Origin of the sequence: Meiothermus cerbereus, assembly GCF_051297115.1 — a bacterium.
Classification (GTDB): Bacteria; Deinococcota; Deinococci; order Deinococcales; family Thermaceae; genus Meiothermus; species Meiothermus cerbereus_A.
Genome location: NZ_JBEVAL010000063.1, coordinates 1 through 14419, shown reverse-complemented (window position 1 = coordinate 14419; position 14419 = coordinate 1). Strand labels below are relative to the sequence as shown.

At 60.7% G+C, this 14419-nt stretch carries 21 protein-coding genes; all 21 read right to left on the bottom strand.

The window, feature by feature from the left end:
* Positions 1–9 precede the first annotated feature (9 nt).
* The 21 genes from ABWU19_RS11575 to ABWU19_RS11475 all read right to left on the bottom strand — a co-directional run bounded on the left by ABWU19_RS11575 (position 10) and on the right by ABWU19_RS11475 (position 14127).
* Positions 10–498 carry a hypothetical protein gene (locus tag ABWU19_RS11575; RefSeq protein ID WP_435901837.1) on the bottom strand — a complete coding sequence of 163 codons (489 nt, stop codon included), beginning with the start codon at positions 496–498 and terminating at the stop codon, positions 10–12.
* Positions 499–552: 54 nt separating this feature from the next.
* Positions 553–2094, bottom strand: coding sequence for an ABC transporter substrate-binding protein (locus ABWU19_RS11570; RefSeq protein WP_435901836.1), 1542 nt, complete (start codon positions 2092–2094; stop codon positions 553–555).
* A gap of 62 nt (positions 2095–2156) precedes the next feature.
* A complete protein-coding gene (locus ABWU19_RS11565; protein ID WP_435901835.1) occupies positions 2157–2528 on the bottom strand; it encodes a DsrE family protein in 372 nt (123 codons plus the stop codon).
* The gene (locus ABWU19_RS11560) at positions 2525–3490 is read right to left on the bottom strand and encodes an ABC transporter substrate-binding protein (RefSeq protein ID WP_435901834.1); all 966 of its coding nucleotides are present in this window, start codon (positions 3488–3490) and stop codon (positions 2525–2527) included. The genes ABWU19_RS11565 and ABWU19_RS11560 overlap by 4 nt, the downstream gene beginning before the upstream one ends.
* 3 nt (positions 3491–3493) lie before the next feature.
* Positions 3494–4252, bottom strand: a complete 759-nt coding sequence (locus tag ABWU19_RS11555; RefSeq protein WP_435901833.1) for an ABC transporter ATP-binding protein — start codon at positions 4250–4252, stop codon at positions 3494–3496.
* Positions 4249–4776, bottom strand: coding sequence for an ABC transporter permease (locus ABWU19_RS11550; RefSeq protein WP_435901838.1), 528 nt, complete (start codon positions 4774–4776; stop codon positions 4249–4251). Before ABWU19_RS11550 ends, ABWU19_RS11555 begins: the two co-directional genes overlap by 4 nt.
* A gap of 300 nt (positions 4777–5076) precedes the next feature.
* The gene (locus ABWU19_RS11545) at positions 5077–5358 is read right to left on the bottom strand and encodes a helix-turn-helix domain-containing protein (protein ID WP_435901832.1); all 282 of its coding nucleotides are present in this window, start codon (positions 5356–5358) and stop codon (positions 5077–5079) included.
* A 91-nt stretch (positions 5359–5449) separates the two neighbouring features.
* Positions 5450–5791, bottom strand: a complete 342-nt coding sequence (locus ABWU19_RS11540) for a hypothetical protein (RefSeq protein WP_435901831.1) — start codon at positions 5789–5791, stop codon at positions 5450–5452.
* Positions 5788–6285 (bottom strand): hydrogenase maturation protease, encoded by a 498-nt coding sequence (locus ABWU19_RS11535; protein WP_435901830.1) that lies wholly within the window; start codon positions 6283–6285, stop codon positions 5788–5790. Before ABWU19_RS11535 ends, ABWU19_RS11540 begins: the two co-directional genes overlap by 4 nt.
* The gene (locus ABWU19_RS11530) at positions 6282–7169 is read right to left on the bottom strand and encodes a NifU family protein (protein ID WP_435901829.1); all 888 of its coding nucleotides are present in this window, start codon (positions 7167–7169) and stop codon (positions 6282–6284) included. The genes ABWU19_RS11535 and ABWU19_RS11530 overlap by 4 nt, the downstream gene beginning before the upstream one ends.
* 7 nt (positions 7170–7176) lie before the next feature.
* Complete coding sequence (locus ABWU19_RS11525; protein ID WP_435901828.1) at positions 7177–7536, bottom strand: hypothetical protein; 360 nt, start codon at positions 7534–7536, stop codon at positions 7177–7179.
* Positions 7533–8117, bottom strand: a complete 585-nt coding sequence (locus ABWU19_RS11520; RefSeq protein ID WP_435901827.1) for a hypothetical protein — start codon at positions 8115–8117, stop codon at positions 7533–7535. Before ABWU19_RS11520 ends, ABWU19_RS11525 begins: the two co-directional genes overlap by 4 nt.
* On the bottom strand, positions 8107–8676 hold the full coding sequence (locus tag ABWU19_RS11515) for a hypothetical protein (protein ID WP_435901826.1): 570 nt from the start codon (positions 8674–8676) through the stop codon (positions 8107–8109). The genes ABWU19_RS11520 and ABWU19_RS11515 overlap by 11 nt, the downstream gene beginning before the upstream one ends.
* A gap of 22 nt (positions 8677–8698) precedes the next feature.
* A complete protein-coding gene (locus ABWU19_RS11510) occupies positions 8699–10570 on the bottom strand; it encodes a nickel-dependent hydrogenase large subunit (RefSeq protein ID WP_435901825.1) in 1872 nt (623 codons plus the stop codon).
* Between the two features lie 11 nt (positions 10571–10581).
* Positions 10582–10860, bottom strand: coding sequence for a hypothetical protein (locus ABWU19_RS11505; RefSeq protein ID WP_435901824.1), 279 nt, complete (start codon positions 10858–10860; stop codon positions 10582–10584).
* Positions 10857–11147, bottom strand: a complete 291-nt coding sequence (locus tag ABWU19_RS11500) for a hypothetical protein (RefSeq protein ID WP_435901823.1) — start codon at positions 11145–11147, stop codon at positions 10857–10859. Before ABWU19_RS11500 ends, ABWU19_RS11505 begins: the two co-directional genes overlap by 4 nt.
* Positions 11147–11470 (bottom strand): hypothetical protein, encoded by a 324-nt coding sequence (locus ABWU19_RS11495; protein WP_435901822.1) that lies wholly within the window; start codon positions 11468–11470, stop codon positions 11147–11149. Before ABWU19_RS11495 ends, ABWU19_RS11500 begins: the two co-directional genes overlap by 1 nt.
* Entirely contained in the window at positions 11467–11766 is a 300-nt protein-coding gene (locus ABWU19_RS11490; protein WP_435901821.1) for a hypothetical protein, read from the bottom strand. Before ABWU19_RS11490 ends, ABWU19_RS11495 begins: the two co-directional genes overlap by 4 nt.
* Positions 11763–12026 carry a hypothetical protein gene (locus tag ABWU19_RS11485; RefSeq protein WP_435901820.1) on the bottom strand — a complete coding sequence of 88 codons (264 nt, stop codon included), beginning with the start codon at positions 12024–12026 and terminating at the stop codon, positions 11763–11765. The genes ABWU19_RS11490 and ABWU19_RS11485 overlap by 4 nt, the downstream gene beginning before the upstream one ends.
* A 121-nt stretch (positions 12027–12147) precedes the next feature.
* Positions 12148–13356 (bottom strand): hypothetical protein, encoded by a 1209-nt coding sequence (locus tag ABWU19_RS11480; RefSeq protein ID WP_435901819.1) that lies wholly within the window; start codon positions 13354–13356, stop codon positions 12148–12150.
* 9 nt (positions 13357–13365) lie between these two features.
* Positions 13366–14127, bottom strand: a complete 762-nt coding sequence (locus ABWU19_RS11475) for an AAA family ATPase (protein WP_435901818.1) — start codon at positions 14125–14127, stop codon at positions 13366–13368.
* Positions 14128–14419 lie beyond the last annotated feature (292 nt).

Below are 14419 nucleotides of genomic sequence, written 5' to 3'. Positions count from 1 at the left end.
CGTGTAGGGCTATGGCTTTGCTTGGCATGAGTTATTATCTACATAGATTTGGTATAAGAAAGGGGGGAGCCCCGTGCCCAACAAAACAGCAAGGAAGGTGCTGCGCTCGAGGCGAGGGTTGTATAGGCCCAATTTTGCCAGCCACAACCCCAGCGGGATGCCCAACCCGGCTGCAATCAGCAAAGCAGCCCCTGCCAGAATGGCGCTGGCTGGTATGCGCTCTAAAATAGCCTCCAGTACCGGTCGCCCTTGTGTGATGGACTGCCCTAGGTTGCCTTGCAACAGCGACCCGACATATGCACCAAAGCGCTCCCAAAGCGGCTGATCCAGTCCGTAGCGCTGGCGCAAGGTCTGCACCAGTCCGGGGTCGGAACTGTCCGCCAGCAAGTAGATCACTGGGTCGCCCGGAGCTGTGTTGACCAGTAGAAAGTTCAGTGCAGCAATTCCCAGCAGCAATGGGATGGCCAGCAGGATGCGCCGGGTGGCATAGGTGAACATCTGGGCTCCACTACCAGCACCAAAGGGCTGGTTTTGTTCTAGCGATCACGGAAATCAATTGCCACCCACGGTTGCATTTTCGAAGGCGTTGCTGCGCCAAATCTGGATACCCTGCACGGCACTGCGGTAGCCCCGGAAACCCTCGGTCTCGACCAACCAGAAATAAGGCAGATCACGGGCCACAACTTGTTGTAGTTGCCTGTAAATGGCAATGCGGCGCTCATCTTCTACGGTCTGTACTGCGCGATCCAGCAAAGCGTCTACCAGCGGGTTTACATAAAGCGAGCCATTGCTAAATGCAATGGGGCCGATATTCTTGGAGGTTAGCAAGCGCTTTACACCGATATCGGGGTCGGGGCTGCCACACAGCGAAGCAACTCCAAGGTCAAAGTCCTTTTTGACATATACTTTATCTACGGCAGCGTTGAAATCGAGCGGCTCGAGCACCAGGTCAATCCCCACTTGCCGCAATTGATCCTTAAGCACGTCGCCTAAACTGCCGAAATTGTTGGGAGCAAAGGTAAAACGAATCTGGAAACGCATCCCACCTGCCCTACGTGGGAAGCCAGCAGCATCCAGCAGTTGGTTGGCCCGCTCTCCATCAAAGGCATAGCTGGGAATGTTGGGGTCAAAAAAAGGCAGCGTTGAGGCGATTGGCCCATGTGCAACCCGGCCCTGGCCGAAGTTAACCCGCTCGAGGATGAACTCGCGGTTAATCGCGTGGTAGAAGGCCTGGCGCACTCTGGGATTTTTGAAGTACTGGTTGCGCAGGTTGGGAACCAGTGTGTTTATGCAATACGAGCCACCCGCGCCAGCTGGATTGCGTTCCAGACGCACAGTCTGTACTTGCCGCAAGCGAGCCACATCCGCCCCTCCTACACTCCACAAGTAGTCAATCTCGCCGCGTTCTAAGGCGGCTGCCGCTGCTGAGCTATTGGGGATAAAGCGGTATACGACCCTATCCATCCTGGGAAAGCCCTGCCGCCAGTAGTTTTCGTTTTTGAGTAGCACTACTTGTTGCCCCCGCTGCCACTCGCCAAATTTGAATGGCCCCGTGCCGATAGGGCGCTGGTTGACGGGATTATTGAGCGGGTCGGAACCCTGGTAAAGATGGCGGGGGATGATGGGGGCTTCGATGTTGTCCAGGCGGCGTAGCAGGGGAGCGTAAGGATTGGCAAAGCGGAAGACCACGGTATTGGCGTTTGGGGTTTCGATTCGTGTAAGGGTACCCTCTAGACCAGCCCTGGTGCGGGCATGGAACTTGAGCAACACCTCTTCGAAGGTAAATTTTACGTCTGCGGCGCTGAAGGGCTGCCCGTCGTGCCAGCGCACTCCCTGGCGTAGGAAGAACACATAGGTCTTACCGTTGTCACGCACCTCCCAACGCTCGGCCAACTCTGGCACCGGGTTGGCATTTGCATCCAGTCCCACTAGCCCGTTATAGATGGAGCCTGCCACCGTGTTGACGTTACCGGCTGTGGTGATGGCAGGGTTTAGATGAGGGGGCTCATTGTTGGTAGCGGCTACGAGTACCCGGTTTTGTGCCAGCACAGTTCCAAATAGCATTGCCAGACCAAAGCAAAAAACTCGCTTCATGTTGCCTCCCTATCAGCTTGCTTATATTTACGTTATAATCATACCCCTTTGTGGGCACCGATCTAGCCAATATAGATGAACTCGGCAGTTCCCTCGGAGACCTCGCGCAGTACTTTGGCCAGGTATTTGAATTCGAAGCGCCGATGGATCACTTGTTCCTCGGATAGGCCATGCCGCTTGGCTGAGACCGGGCAGAGCGTAACCTTGATCTCCGGGGTATCCATCACCGCCTGCATGTGTTGGCGTAGAGGCGAATCGCTGGGTAGGGCGGCAAACTGTTTTATATGGGCCAACAGTACGGCCTCACCCGCCAGGCGTACCTCGGCAGGTAGACCCTCGGTATCAGCAGTTTTGGCAAACCGGAAAGCCCGGGTGGCGTGGCTGGGGTTCTCTGCACCGCTGGTCACGAAAAATATTAGCTTTTTGAGGCTCACGGGCCAACCTCTTTGAGCAGGGTGGTATCGAGCAGTTGGGCCAAGGTGACCCCCTTGGGGGCGTACTCGAGGCGGTGCAGGATCGCCATTAGCTCGGCCATCGCGGCTAGATCAGCCTGCCCGATGCGCCAGTCGTAGATCATGTCTTGCAAGGCTTTTTGCATGACCTCTGTGCCACTGATGGGGCCTTTGGGGGTATCCACCGGGCGTGGAATAAAGGTGGCGGCCAGGATGCGGGCCGAGTCGGCGGGGTTGGAGTGGATAAACTCTGCTGCCTTGCGCTGGGCACGAACCAAGGCCAGGGCCTGCCCCCGGTTGCGTTGCAGCCAGGGCTGATGGACCACCAGAACCGAGCCGACCTGATTGCTCCAGATCTTGCTGAAGTCGAGTACCCGTTTCACCGGCAAAGAGAGCTCAGCGATGGTGGCCCAGGGTTGGGGGAATACGGCTGCCTCAAAGCGCCGGGTCGCCAAGCCACCTACCAGGGTAGGAGGAGGGGAGGGCAGCAGGTTTAGATCGGTGGTTCTTAAGCGGTATTGAGGCAGAACTTTGCCTTTGAACAGTACCTCGGGGGTGCTGCCCACTGGAGGCGTGCCGAGGTTGCGGCCCTTAAGCATTTCTGGGCTGGTGATGCCGCTGTCCTCTCGAGCCAAGATCAAAATATCAGGGTGGGCGGCCTTGGCAATCACCTTGATGGGTGCGCCCCGTGCTGCCCACACATACGATGCTGGAAAACCGGTCTGGGCCGCCTCGAGCTGCCCTGCTGCCAGTGCGGTCATAAGGGGTTGGAGGTCGTTGAAGGGAATTAGCTCAACCTCGAGGTTCCCCTCCTTATAAAAACCCCTATCCTGTGCAATCAGTGCCAAGCCCATCGGCAACACCGTCAGGTAGCCCATGCGTACTTTCTGCGCAGTAGCCGAACAAAGTAAAAGCACCAGCAATAGTAATACTACTCTCCACATGATTTACCACCTCCTATGTTCTCCTTCTCGCGGCTGGATACCTAACCACGCCAACACTTCTCGTCGCAAAGTTATGAAAGGGGCTTCGTCACGGTTGCGGGGACGGGACAAGTAAATGGGTAAAGTGGTCATGATGCGCCCTGGGTGGGGGGTGAGAACGATGACCCGATCAGCCAGGTAGAGAGCTTCGTCCACGTCGTGTGTAACCATTACCACCCCAAAGCCCAGCTCCTGCCACAGTTTTTGCAGAAGCTCCTGCAAACCCAGGCGGGTGAGCGCATCAAGTGAGCCGAATGGCTCGTCCAACAGGAGCAGTTTGGGTTTTACGGCCAGCACCTGGCCCAGCGCAACGCGCTGGGCCATACCTCCGGAAACCTGATGGGGATAGTATTCCTCGAAACCCGCTAGGCCGAGCCGGGCCAGCCAGTCGCGGGCCTCCTGGCGGGCCTGAGAACGGGGCTTTCCAGCCAGCTCCAGCCCCATCGCCACATTGGCTTCCAGGTTCAACCAGGGGTACAGCACCCGATCCTGTAGCACCAAGGCCCGTTCCGAACCCGGTTGACGCACCGGCGCCTGATGAAAGCGCACCAGCCCTGTGGTGGGTATATCCAGTCCGGCAATCAAGCGCAGCAGGGTGGATTTGCCACAGCCCGAAGGCCCAACTACGGCAATAAATTCGCCCTCGGTACAATGGAATGAGACTTCTTCCAGGGCTGTCAGGGCACCAAAATGCTTGCTTATCGACTGAAGCTCTAAGCTCATCGGTATCTCCAGGCCAACAGGCGGCGTTTGAGCGGTTCAAGCAACAGCCAGTCCAGTGCTATGGTCAGCAGTCCGATCACACAAATCCCGATCAGAACTGTAACCATATCACCTAGCTGACCTGCCAGTTGGATGTTACCCCCCAATCCCCGGGCGGCTCCAGCCAGCATCTCCACTGCAATCAGCGAGCGCCATGCGTTGCCAAAGGCAATCTCGAGCCCCGAGAGCACTGCAGGTAGGGCTGCTGGCAGATACACCCTTTGCACCACCTGCCAGCGTCCTGCTCCCAACACCCGGGCCAGATCCAACCAGCGTGGTTCGACCTGCTCGAGGGCATTCAGTCCGGCAATTGCCAGGGGAAACAGGGCTGCCAACGTCACTACAATCACAATGGGTAGGGCACCAAACCCAAACCACAACAACAATAAAGGAAACCAGGCTATTGGCGGAACCGACTGCAACAGTGCCATCAGTGCACGAAAATAGCTGCGCAGAGCCGGGATAGCTGCTCCCAGAAAGAGCATCCCGATACCTAGAGCGCTAGCGGCAGCTAGGGCCGTAAACAACCGCCCGAGGCTGGTAAGCAGCGTATTCCAGAATGCACCCGCTGAGATTACCTCGGGAACCTGGCGCAACACCCGTGCAGGATCAGGCAGAAGAAAACTCGGAAGGCTCCAGGCTGCGACTTGCCATAGCATCACCAACGTCCCGATCGCCAACATATAAGACCAGATCCGCTTTTTGGCTCGGCCGTTCCTTTGTTGGGCGGAGGTGGCTGAAGAGGCAGCTTGCGTAAACATTAGTTAACTTATAAATTTAGCATATCAAGAGCAGCTACAACCTTGGCAACTGCACCCCCCACCAAAAGCCAGCTTTTCGGCCCTCAGCAACCGGCGAATTAGTTCCAACTCCTCTTCATGCGCGTAGGGCAGCACTTCGGGCACCAGCGCCACCAGGGCGGCGAGATGCTTGAAGCTAGGATACTCCACACCGCTCTCCCAAAACGAAACGGTGGCCTGGGAGAGGTCGAGTTTGCGAGCCAGATTTTCCTGGCTCCAACCATGCTCTTTGCGTGTACGCTGCAGGGCTCTGGCAAAAGGGGTCATAGAATTTCTCGGGTTTGCAGGGAAGGTGGTGGGAAAAAATCGAGATTGGGCCAAGCAAAGGAAGTGCACCGATCGTTGGGGTTCGTTTTTTCTACGACCGATTTTTGGCTTTGTCTAACCAAGCCTGTGCTTGTTGTTTGATGTCTTCGATACAACCGCAACTTTCCTCACAGCCTTCAGTTTCTTCCTGCCGCGTGCCCAGGAAACGAATCATGATGCTCACTACTAAGGCCTCGGCCTGCTCGAGGGCTGCCCTGGCCTCGGGGGTCAGAGCGGGCTGCATCTCCCGTGCGTCGCGCAAGAAGTTGGTCGCCAGCATCAGGCGACCTGCGCCCACGCCCATCTCGGTCTCGAAGTATTCGACCAGCGGAGCGATGGCCTTGATCTTCTCCTCCGCCGTGACCCCCATGCCTTGCTCGAGCAATGAAATCATCCCCCAACCTCCTCGACTCTTAACAGGTTTGTCAGCAACTCCATCAGCTTGATTTCGGCAACGGGCAGAGCCTGCTCGACCTCCGGCGACATCCCGATGCCTAGGTCAATCATGGCGGGCACGCAGCCCACGATGTAGGCCCTCGGCGGCAGCTTGTCCAGCGCCTTGGCCATCGCCATGGCCCGGCCCGGCTCGGCGTAGTGCAGGTCAGCCAGCATGTCACGCTCGACCCTGGGGGGCAGGGTGCGGGGGTCGGTGACGCTGGCCTCGAGTATCCGCACCGTCCCCGGCGTTTCCCCCTCCACCGCGTCCAGAATCACCACCGCCCGGTAGCTGCTAAACAACTCCTGCACGAAGTGCATCCCGCCGATGCCCGCGTCCAGGAGTTTGACCTCCGAGGGCAGTTTGGGATTGTCACGCAACCGTTCCAACAGCCGCACCCCGAAAGCGTCGTCGCGGTGCAGCAGGTTGCCGAAGCCCACCACTAGGATCATCTCGAGAACAACTCCCGCGCCTGCAAGTCAGTCGCCAACAGCACCCGGTTGCCCTGCACGCTCACCGGGTAGATCCGCAGCGAGGCCCCCTCCACCCCGTCCACCCGCTGCCCGTTGCGGGCATCGTAGGCGCAGTTCTGCCAAGTGCAGACAATCACATTGCTAGAAAGTTTGGCCTCGTTGAGGGGCATCTTGCAACCGGGGCAGGTGCAGTCGAAGGCGTAGACCTCCGCGCCCAGCCGCACCAGGATCACCTCCTTGTCGCCCGCGAGAACCGGGGTGACGTGGGTCTGGGAGAGGCCGGAAAACTCCGCGACCTGGGTGAAGACAGGAGCATGCACGGTGGTGGGGATGGGCGCACCCATGCCCGCCATCGGCAACTCGATCAGGCCGGGGATCGGCTCATCCGGCTCCGGCTCGTGGACAACCAAGCCTTTGAACTCCGGTAGGCCATTCCGCAGCGCGACCTCGATCCCGTTCTTGAGCGTCGCCGCCGAGGCCGCGCAGGTCTTGCAGGAGCCTTGCAGCCGGACGTGAACCACGCCGTCCTCGACTGCCAGCACCTCGACCTCGCCGCCGTGGGACTGCATGTAGGGGCGCACCAGCTCGAGGGCCTGCTCGGCCAGCGAGGCCTGGTCGTGGGGGTTCTGGTTGTAGAGGGTGAAGAGCAGGTTCACCGCCGGGTCTTGCAACACCTCCTCGAGCAGCCCCGCCTTGGTCAGCCGCTCGCCCAGCCGCTCCACCCCGGCACGGTGGATGTAGTCGGTGATCTGCAGCACCGCGAAGACCTCCTCGCGCACCTGTGGGAAGGGCAGGGCCTCGAGGTTCTGAATCCGCGCATTCAGCTCGGCTACCAGTTCGTCCAGCGAGACTTCAGTCGACATCCTGGGCTCACATCCAGTCCGGCTTGCGGTTGTGGTGCCGGCAGTTCTCGGGGCCGTTGATCATGCAGTCTTCGCAGTCGGGGCCGCAGGCTCCGTGGGCAGAGTGGGTCAGGTCGGCGAAGGCGTCGTTGAAGCGCCGCCCGCCCTCCTTGTGGCCCAGCTCGGTGAGCTGCACGGCGGCCTCGCCTATCCCGATCAGCAGGCCCTCGAGCTTCATCATCTCGAAAACCTTCCCGATCTGCTCCGGCCCCGCACCCACCAGCACCGAGACCTGCTGGGCCGTGGCGGTCTCGCCCAGGTTCTCGCCCTTGAGCCAGTAGAGCACCTGCAAAATCTCGTCACGCAGCCGGAGTTCCTCGAGGGTCATGGGCGTACCTCCACCTTGCGCGGGGTGAAGGGCCGTTGCAGCCCGAACTCGGCGTGTTCCTCCACCAGTTCGGCAGGCAGTTCACCTTGCACAAAAGCCCGCGCTATTGTCTCTACTTTAGGGTACAAGGCCTGTACTTCGGGTGTGAGACCGTCCGGGCCGTTGGGCTCTACGGGTTCGATCTCGAGCACCCAGGTCTCGGCGGGCAGAGCACCGAACTGCTTGGCGATCACCAACAGCAGCTCGATAGCGATCACCCCCGAGCCTGCCTCGTTCATGTACTCCTGGAACACGTCAACTGTTTTGGGCAGCTCGGGGTCGGCGCGGTAGAGCCGCAGCGTCCCCGGTTCGCGGCCCCTGGCCTCTGAGGCCACGAAGAGTGCGCGATGGTAGCCATCGTCCTGAAGTTGGTACATCATCGGGATCGCGCCGAAGCTGTAGTCGGCCACGGTGACGTGGGGGGGCCACTCGAGCTTCGCCAGCCGGTCGCAGAACTCCGGCCCCGCAGAGCGGTCGCGCCAGAAGCGGTGCCCGACCCCGGCGAGGAGGGTTTTGGGCTTAGGGTTGATTTTACTGACCATCCCCAACCTCAATGATGGTGTATTTCAGAGGGCCTACAATTGGTTGCCACTTTATTGTGTATGTGCCAACTATTGATGCTTCGGAATACTTTGTTCCAGTCGGTTTTTGAACTCGACCATGAAGAGGTTTACCAGCTCGAAAGAAGCCATATATACCCTCAGATGAACCTTGGTAGAACAAGGGATCATCAGCAAAGATCATCAAGGCAGTCCGTTGAAACCCCAGTTTTCTCAGCTCTTCGGCAAACGCTACATCTTTGCAGAAGCTAAACATTTGCTCGGGGTATTGTCCGTTGCGTGGGTACTTCAACTCGATAGCGTACCTCAGCTCTTTCCTGTCCTTAGAAAAAACGGATATATCAATTTCCCTTTTCGTGAAGGCCGAACGAGTTGGAGAAAAGAAGTTGACATTACGCTCGAATTGAACTTTGTAAGCGGGCAAACTACAACGAAGAAATATGCCTAACTCATGCTGCAAACTGAACTCGTTGTACGCCTCAACTTCCCCAGCAGCCACAGCATTTATGAACGAGCCTATGTAGTCGAGAAGGGTATTCATTGGCCTTTCAGACCTCAAATCCCTAAACCCCGCACCCGCATGTGTTCACCTCTCGAGTAATCACTAAGTCGTGCTTGTCCACCATGATGTGGGTGGTGCAGGGCATGCAGGGGTCGAAGCTGCGGATGACGCGGAGGATGTCTATGCCGGTGTAGTTGTCGGGCTTGTCGAACTCCTCCAAAATCGGGGTGTTCATCACCGACTCCTCGTAGGGGCTGGGGTGGCCCCAGGGGTCGCGGGGAGCAGCATTAATGGTGGAAGGGGTGCAAATTTGATAGTTGGTGATGGCCCCGTTGTCGGCCACGATGTGATGGGTCAGGAAGCCCCGGCCCGCGCCCCAGAAGCCCGCCCCCACGTGCGTGCCTTTGCGCGGGATCTCGAAGGGGGTGGCTACGTCGGTGTCGCCCTGCTTGAGGCATTCCATCGCCATCAGCCAGTTGTCCATCGCCGCCATCGCGCTGAAGGGGATGCAGTAGGCCCGCGCTAGGTTGCGCTCGAAGGCATTCCAGACCTGCGGGATGTGCCACTCGAGCACCTGCTCCGGGCGCTTGCCCTCGGGCACCAACACCTTGAGGCTCTGGCCAGTGGGGTCGATGAAACGGCGGTAGGGCAGCTTGTTGGCGGCGGCGGCGTTCCAGACGCGGGCGTAGGCTCCGGCCTCGCAGGACTGCCGATCCCAGCGGGGGGTGGTGCTCCAGGAGTAGCGGTCTTTCCAGTTCTGGGGGCCGGGGCGGGGCTTGGTCTCGCGGTTCCAGGGGTGGTTGGGCGAGAGCGGCGCGCCCAGGGGGTCGGTGGGGAAGCGGTTGCCGGCCGCGTCGTGGTAGTAGGAGCGCTCGACGAACTCCTCGAGGCCGATGTTGATGTTTTGCAGGCTGGTGGTCACCTGCTGGCCGCCGATGATCACGCCAGGCACCGACCACCGGCGGTCGCCCCAGGTCTCGATGTTCTTGTAGCTAGCGTCGTAGGTCTCGGGGTCGTCCCAGACGCCGGTGTCAATCAGGTTGGCGGGGCGGGTGCCGCACTGGCGGTACTTGGGGTCGGCCTCGTAGAAGAACTGGGTGATGTCCTCCCAGATCGCCACCACCTTCTTGGAGTAGTCGAAGAACTGCTGGAGGCGCTGGTAGACCTCGTTCATCATCTGGAGGCTGACCGTGGCGCTGATCCCGCCAGGTACCACCGTCTCGGGGTGGGGGTACTTGCCGCCGATCACCACGTAGGCTTCGCGGGCCACGCGGGTCATGTGCAGGGCCTCGAGGTAGAGACTGCCGGTGAGCGGATTCATGTCGGTGAGCAGCTCGGCCATGGTGCCGTAGCCGTGGTGCTCGGCCCTGGGGGCCAGGGTCTTGCGGGCCTTGTCCCACAGGCCGGGGTTGGTGGCCCGCACCAGCGACTCCGAGTAGTCCGGCCCCGCCAGCAGGAAGAGGTGCAGTGGGTGATCGTAGAGGTACTCGAGGCCCAGCAACAGGTTGCGGAGCAGAATCCCCAGCTTGGGTGGGCGGATGTCAAAGGCCATCTCGAGAGCCTCGGCGCTTACCGTGGCGTGAACCCCACCGCACACCCCACAGGCGCGGGAGGAAATAAAGATCGCGTCTCGAGGGTCGCGCCCCTTGAGGATCACCTCGTAGCCTCGGAAGATGGTTGCCATCGAGTTGGCCGAGAGCACCGTGCGGTTCTCCAAGTCCACCACGCTGTGGAAGGCCAGCGCCCCGGCCACGCGGGTCACTGGGTCGTAATCTACCGACTTGATAAAGCCGTTGCGGGCTAGGAGTTCCTTGAGCTTGTCCTCGTTGGCCCCCAGGTCGGCGACCTGATAGCCGTAGGGGTCGCGCACATCATCTTTGAGCCGGGCCTTGCCCGATGCGTCGAACTCGATGGGGAGATATTGAAAACACATGTGACTTCCTCCTACTTGCGCACCAGAGCGCCAATGACCTCGAGAATCTTGCCCAGCCCCGCGTCCACGCGAATGAGTGAACCCACCACGCCCTGCAACTCGCCGAAGATGGAGGCCAGCTTGGACTCGAGGGGCTTGGCTTGCTCGGCGACTTTTTCTAGGTCGTCGGCCACGCCTTCGAGGTGCAACCTCGCACGGCGCAACGCTATACCGGTGCCGATAACCGCCACCGCCAGTACCAGCACCACCGCCGCGACCCACACAATCGTCAGGATGGAGTGGATACTCATGGTTTACCTCCTGCGCGACGGGCCAGCAGGGCAGTCAGGGCTTCGACCCCGGCGGCCACGTCCTTGCCCAGCGCGTTCGCGCCCTGTAACCCGGCCTCGGTGGTGTTGAGGGCGGGGATGTTCTCTAAGTGCTGCACAATTTTCTGCGTGGATTGCCGAGTAACCCTGGCGTAATATTCGATCTTCCAGGCCGCCCGCCAAATCCGCAGCAGCAGCCACAGCAACAGCGGCACCGCCAGGTAGGCGATCACCAGCCCGATGCCCCAAATCAGATAAGCGCCCTCCATCAGGCACCTCCCTGCTTTTCCACGGCCTTGATGGTGCCGCCTACCGAGGCCTTGAGGGCTTCCAATCCGCCCGCCAGCTTGCCCAGGCTCTCGTTGAGCTTGGTGGCCTCAGGGCCGAGGGCCGAGACTTCTTTTTCGATGGCGCTCACGCCCAGCGCGATGCGGGCGAGGTAGCTAGGATAGGCGCTGCGCCGCCCGATGGTGGAGGGCTCACGGGAGCCGATGGCCTCGAGGGTTTGCGCGATGCGGGTTAGAAAGTAGACCAGAACACCCGAGAACAGCGCAAAGAGTAAGAGCGTTAGTAGGGCTAAAAAGGTGTTCATAGCTTACCCCCCATCACGCACTGTGGGCAGCCGGGGCAGGTCTCGGCGTGTTTGCGGATACGCTCGAGGTCGCCGTGCAGCCCCGGCACCCCGGCCAGAATCTTGCCCACGTAGTGGTTGGTGCGGATCAGGTCGGGCACATGAACGGTGTTGTTGGCCACCCGCTTGCCGCCGTCCCAGATCGCGCCCGCACCCTTCTCGATGGTCTGGGCCTCGCGCAGGATGGCGTTGAGCAGCCAGCCCACCACCCCAACCACCGCCAGCCCGATGACCAAAAGTCCAAGCCAGGTAATCATGCTTTCCCCCCCCTGGGGTCAACCGCCTCGGCGGCCTGGTGGGCCTTGTCGGCGATCGAGGCCACCACGCCATAGCCGGTGTCGAGCAGTTGGTTGAGTTCGGGGATCTTCCACAACACTTTGGTGTTTTGCTCCACCGCGCCCGCCGCACCCAGGGCGCGGACGACGGCCTTGCGAATCCCGCTGGCCTCGATTAGAATCCAGATCAGCAGGGCCGCCACCACCACCACGATCAGCATTGCCAGTGCAAACCAGATCATCGTGGCCTCCTAGAAGTCTTCATAGCGCCTTTTCGAGGAAATTCCCCCCAACACCTTGGGGAATTGCGCCAGGAACGACTTTGTGTTGAACTGTCGTTTCGCATAATCACCCTGGCGCAACTTAGACTTTCCGACTACCGGGCTTCTGCGAGCCCCAGTACTGAACCTTCTCGTAGAAGAAGCTGTAAATCTTGTCCACCGGACTCTGCGGCGCGACCTCGCCCCAGCCCGAGGGCACCCCGGTCTTCTTCCAGCGCTCGGTCAGGTTGGCCTGGCGCTGTGAGAGGCGGCGCAGGGTGGAGACGAAGGTGCCCGTGCCCCTCGAGATCATCCCGGAGAACTTGGCCCCCGGCGGCTCGGTGTAGAAGGGGGCGAACTTGTCGGGGAAGCCCGGCATGGTGCAGCCGATGCAGATGCCCCCGGCCTTCATGCAGCCGCCGGAGTTGTTGATGGCCCCACGGGAGACGATGTTGCACTGCACCACCGGCCCCCAACAGCCCACCTCCACCAGGCACTCGCGGTCGCCATACTCCTTGGCGAAGGTGCCCTCCTCGTAGTAGCCCGCACGGGTACAGCCCCGGTGCACGGTCTCGCGGAACAGCCAGGCCGGGCGGCCCAGCTCGTCGAACTCCGGCAGCGGCCCCATACCTTGCAGGAACATCAGCACGGCGACGATGGTCTCGGTGATGTTGTCGCCCAGCGGCGAGCAGCCGGGGATGTTGATGACCGGCAGGCCCAGCACGCTGCGGTACTCCTTGCCCAGGTAGTCCATCAGCCCCATCGAGTTGGTGGGGTTCCCGGCAGCGGCGGGGATGCCCCCCCAGGTGGCGCAGGTGCCCACCGCAATCGCGGCGGCAGCCCCCGGTGCCAGGCGCCGCACCCACTCCATGGTGGGTACCGGCTGGGAGTTCCAGGGGTCGTGGTTGCCGCTGGCGTCCTCGGCCCCCAGCCCCGACCAGTAGCCGCCGGTGTTGTTGTTGAGCACCTCGTCGGGGGCGGAGCCTTCCAGCAAAATCACGTACGGCGCGTCAAGCTCGCCCCGCCAGGCCTTGTAGAAGGGCTCCATGAAGTCGTGCCCGACCGTCACCGCCAGCACCGGGTGGTGCAGGATGATCTTGGGCAGGCCCGGCAAGCGCCCGGTCAGCAGGTCTTCGACCGAGGGCTTGGTGGCCCCCGAGACCCCGATGGTGCAGCCGTCGCAGCTCATCCCGGCCATCCAGAAGGCGTGGACTTCCTTGTACTTTTTGGGCAGCCCGGTGAGCACGTCGGCAATTACCGAGAGCGGGGTCGGCCCGCCCGTAGAGCTGTTGGTGGTGGGTTCCTTGACCATCGCGCCCTCCTAGGCCATCAGCCTGTCCAGCATCCCCGCCACCGCCCGCATCGAAGGGGCCTGGGGATTGTAGTCGAGCACGGGTTTGCCTTCGAGGTCGGCTGCCGTTACCGCCTCGTCGAAGGGAATGACGGCAATCACTGGAATCTCGAGGCTCTTGAAGTAGCTCACCACCACTTCTTCTTCCGCAGGGGTGCGCACCTTGTTGGCGACACCGTAGATTTGCTTGATGCCCATTTCCTGTGCCAACTTGATGAGGCGGCCTGCGGACTCCAGGGCACGGTAGTAGGGCTCGGTCACCACCAGCAGCTTGTCCACATGGCGCACGGTGCCCCGCCGCATGTGCTCGAGGGAGGCTTCCATGTCCAGGATCACGACCTGGTTGGACTCCTCCACCGCCGCCCCCACAATCTCCCGCACCATCCCGTGGCGGCTGCACAGACAGCCCTTGCCGGGCTCGTCCACCTCGCCTAGGGCCAGCAGGTGCACCCCATCCGGCCCCGGCACAGTGTGCTCGGTGAGGATCTGCTGCACCGGCAGGGCCAGCCTCGAGACCCGCTTGCCCTCGATCTCCTCAACCTTCATCAGATTGGTGGGCAGCAGCGGCCACACGCCGTCGTGTTGCACCCCCATGGCCCGCCCGAGGTTGGGGTTGGGGTCGCCGTCCACCGCCAGCACGTGGCCCAGCCGCCGACCCGCCAGCCGCGCCAGCGTCCCCGCGATGGTGGTCTTGCCGCTGCCGCCCTTGCCGGAAATTGCGATTCGCTGCATCCCAAACCTCCGTATCGCTTTAGAGCAGGTCTGCAGGGTTGAAGGACAGAACCCGCTGTAGCTATTGAAATGCTTAAGGATACCTGGGACAAGTATGCAATTACAAGGGCCCTCTGCACATTTCCGCAAAGTCACGACAAAACCCTGAGTAGGCAAAAGCAGGCCGCTCCTGTAAGGTGTTTCTGCCTGAGACACGGTAAAGGAGCGGTTGTTTTGAATGATACTACTTTGATAACCCCAATTCGGAAAAGCCACCAGCCACATTTCCCCAAACTGCGCCAACAGGAGGCGC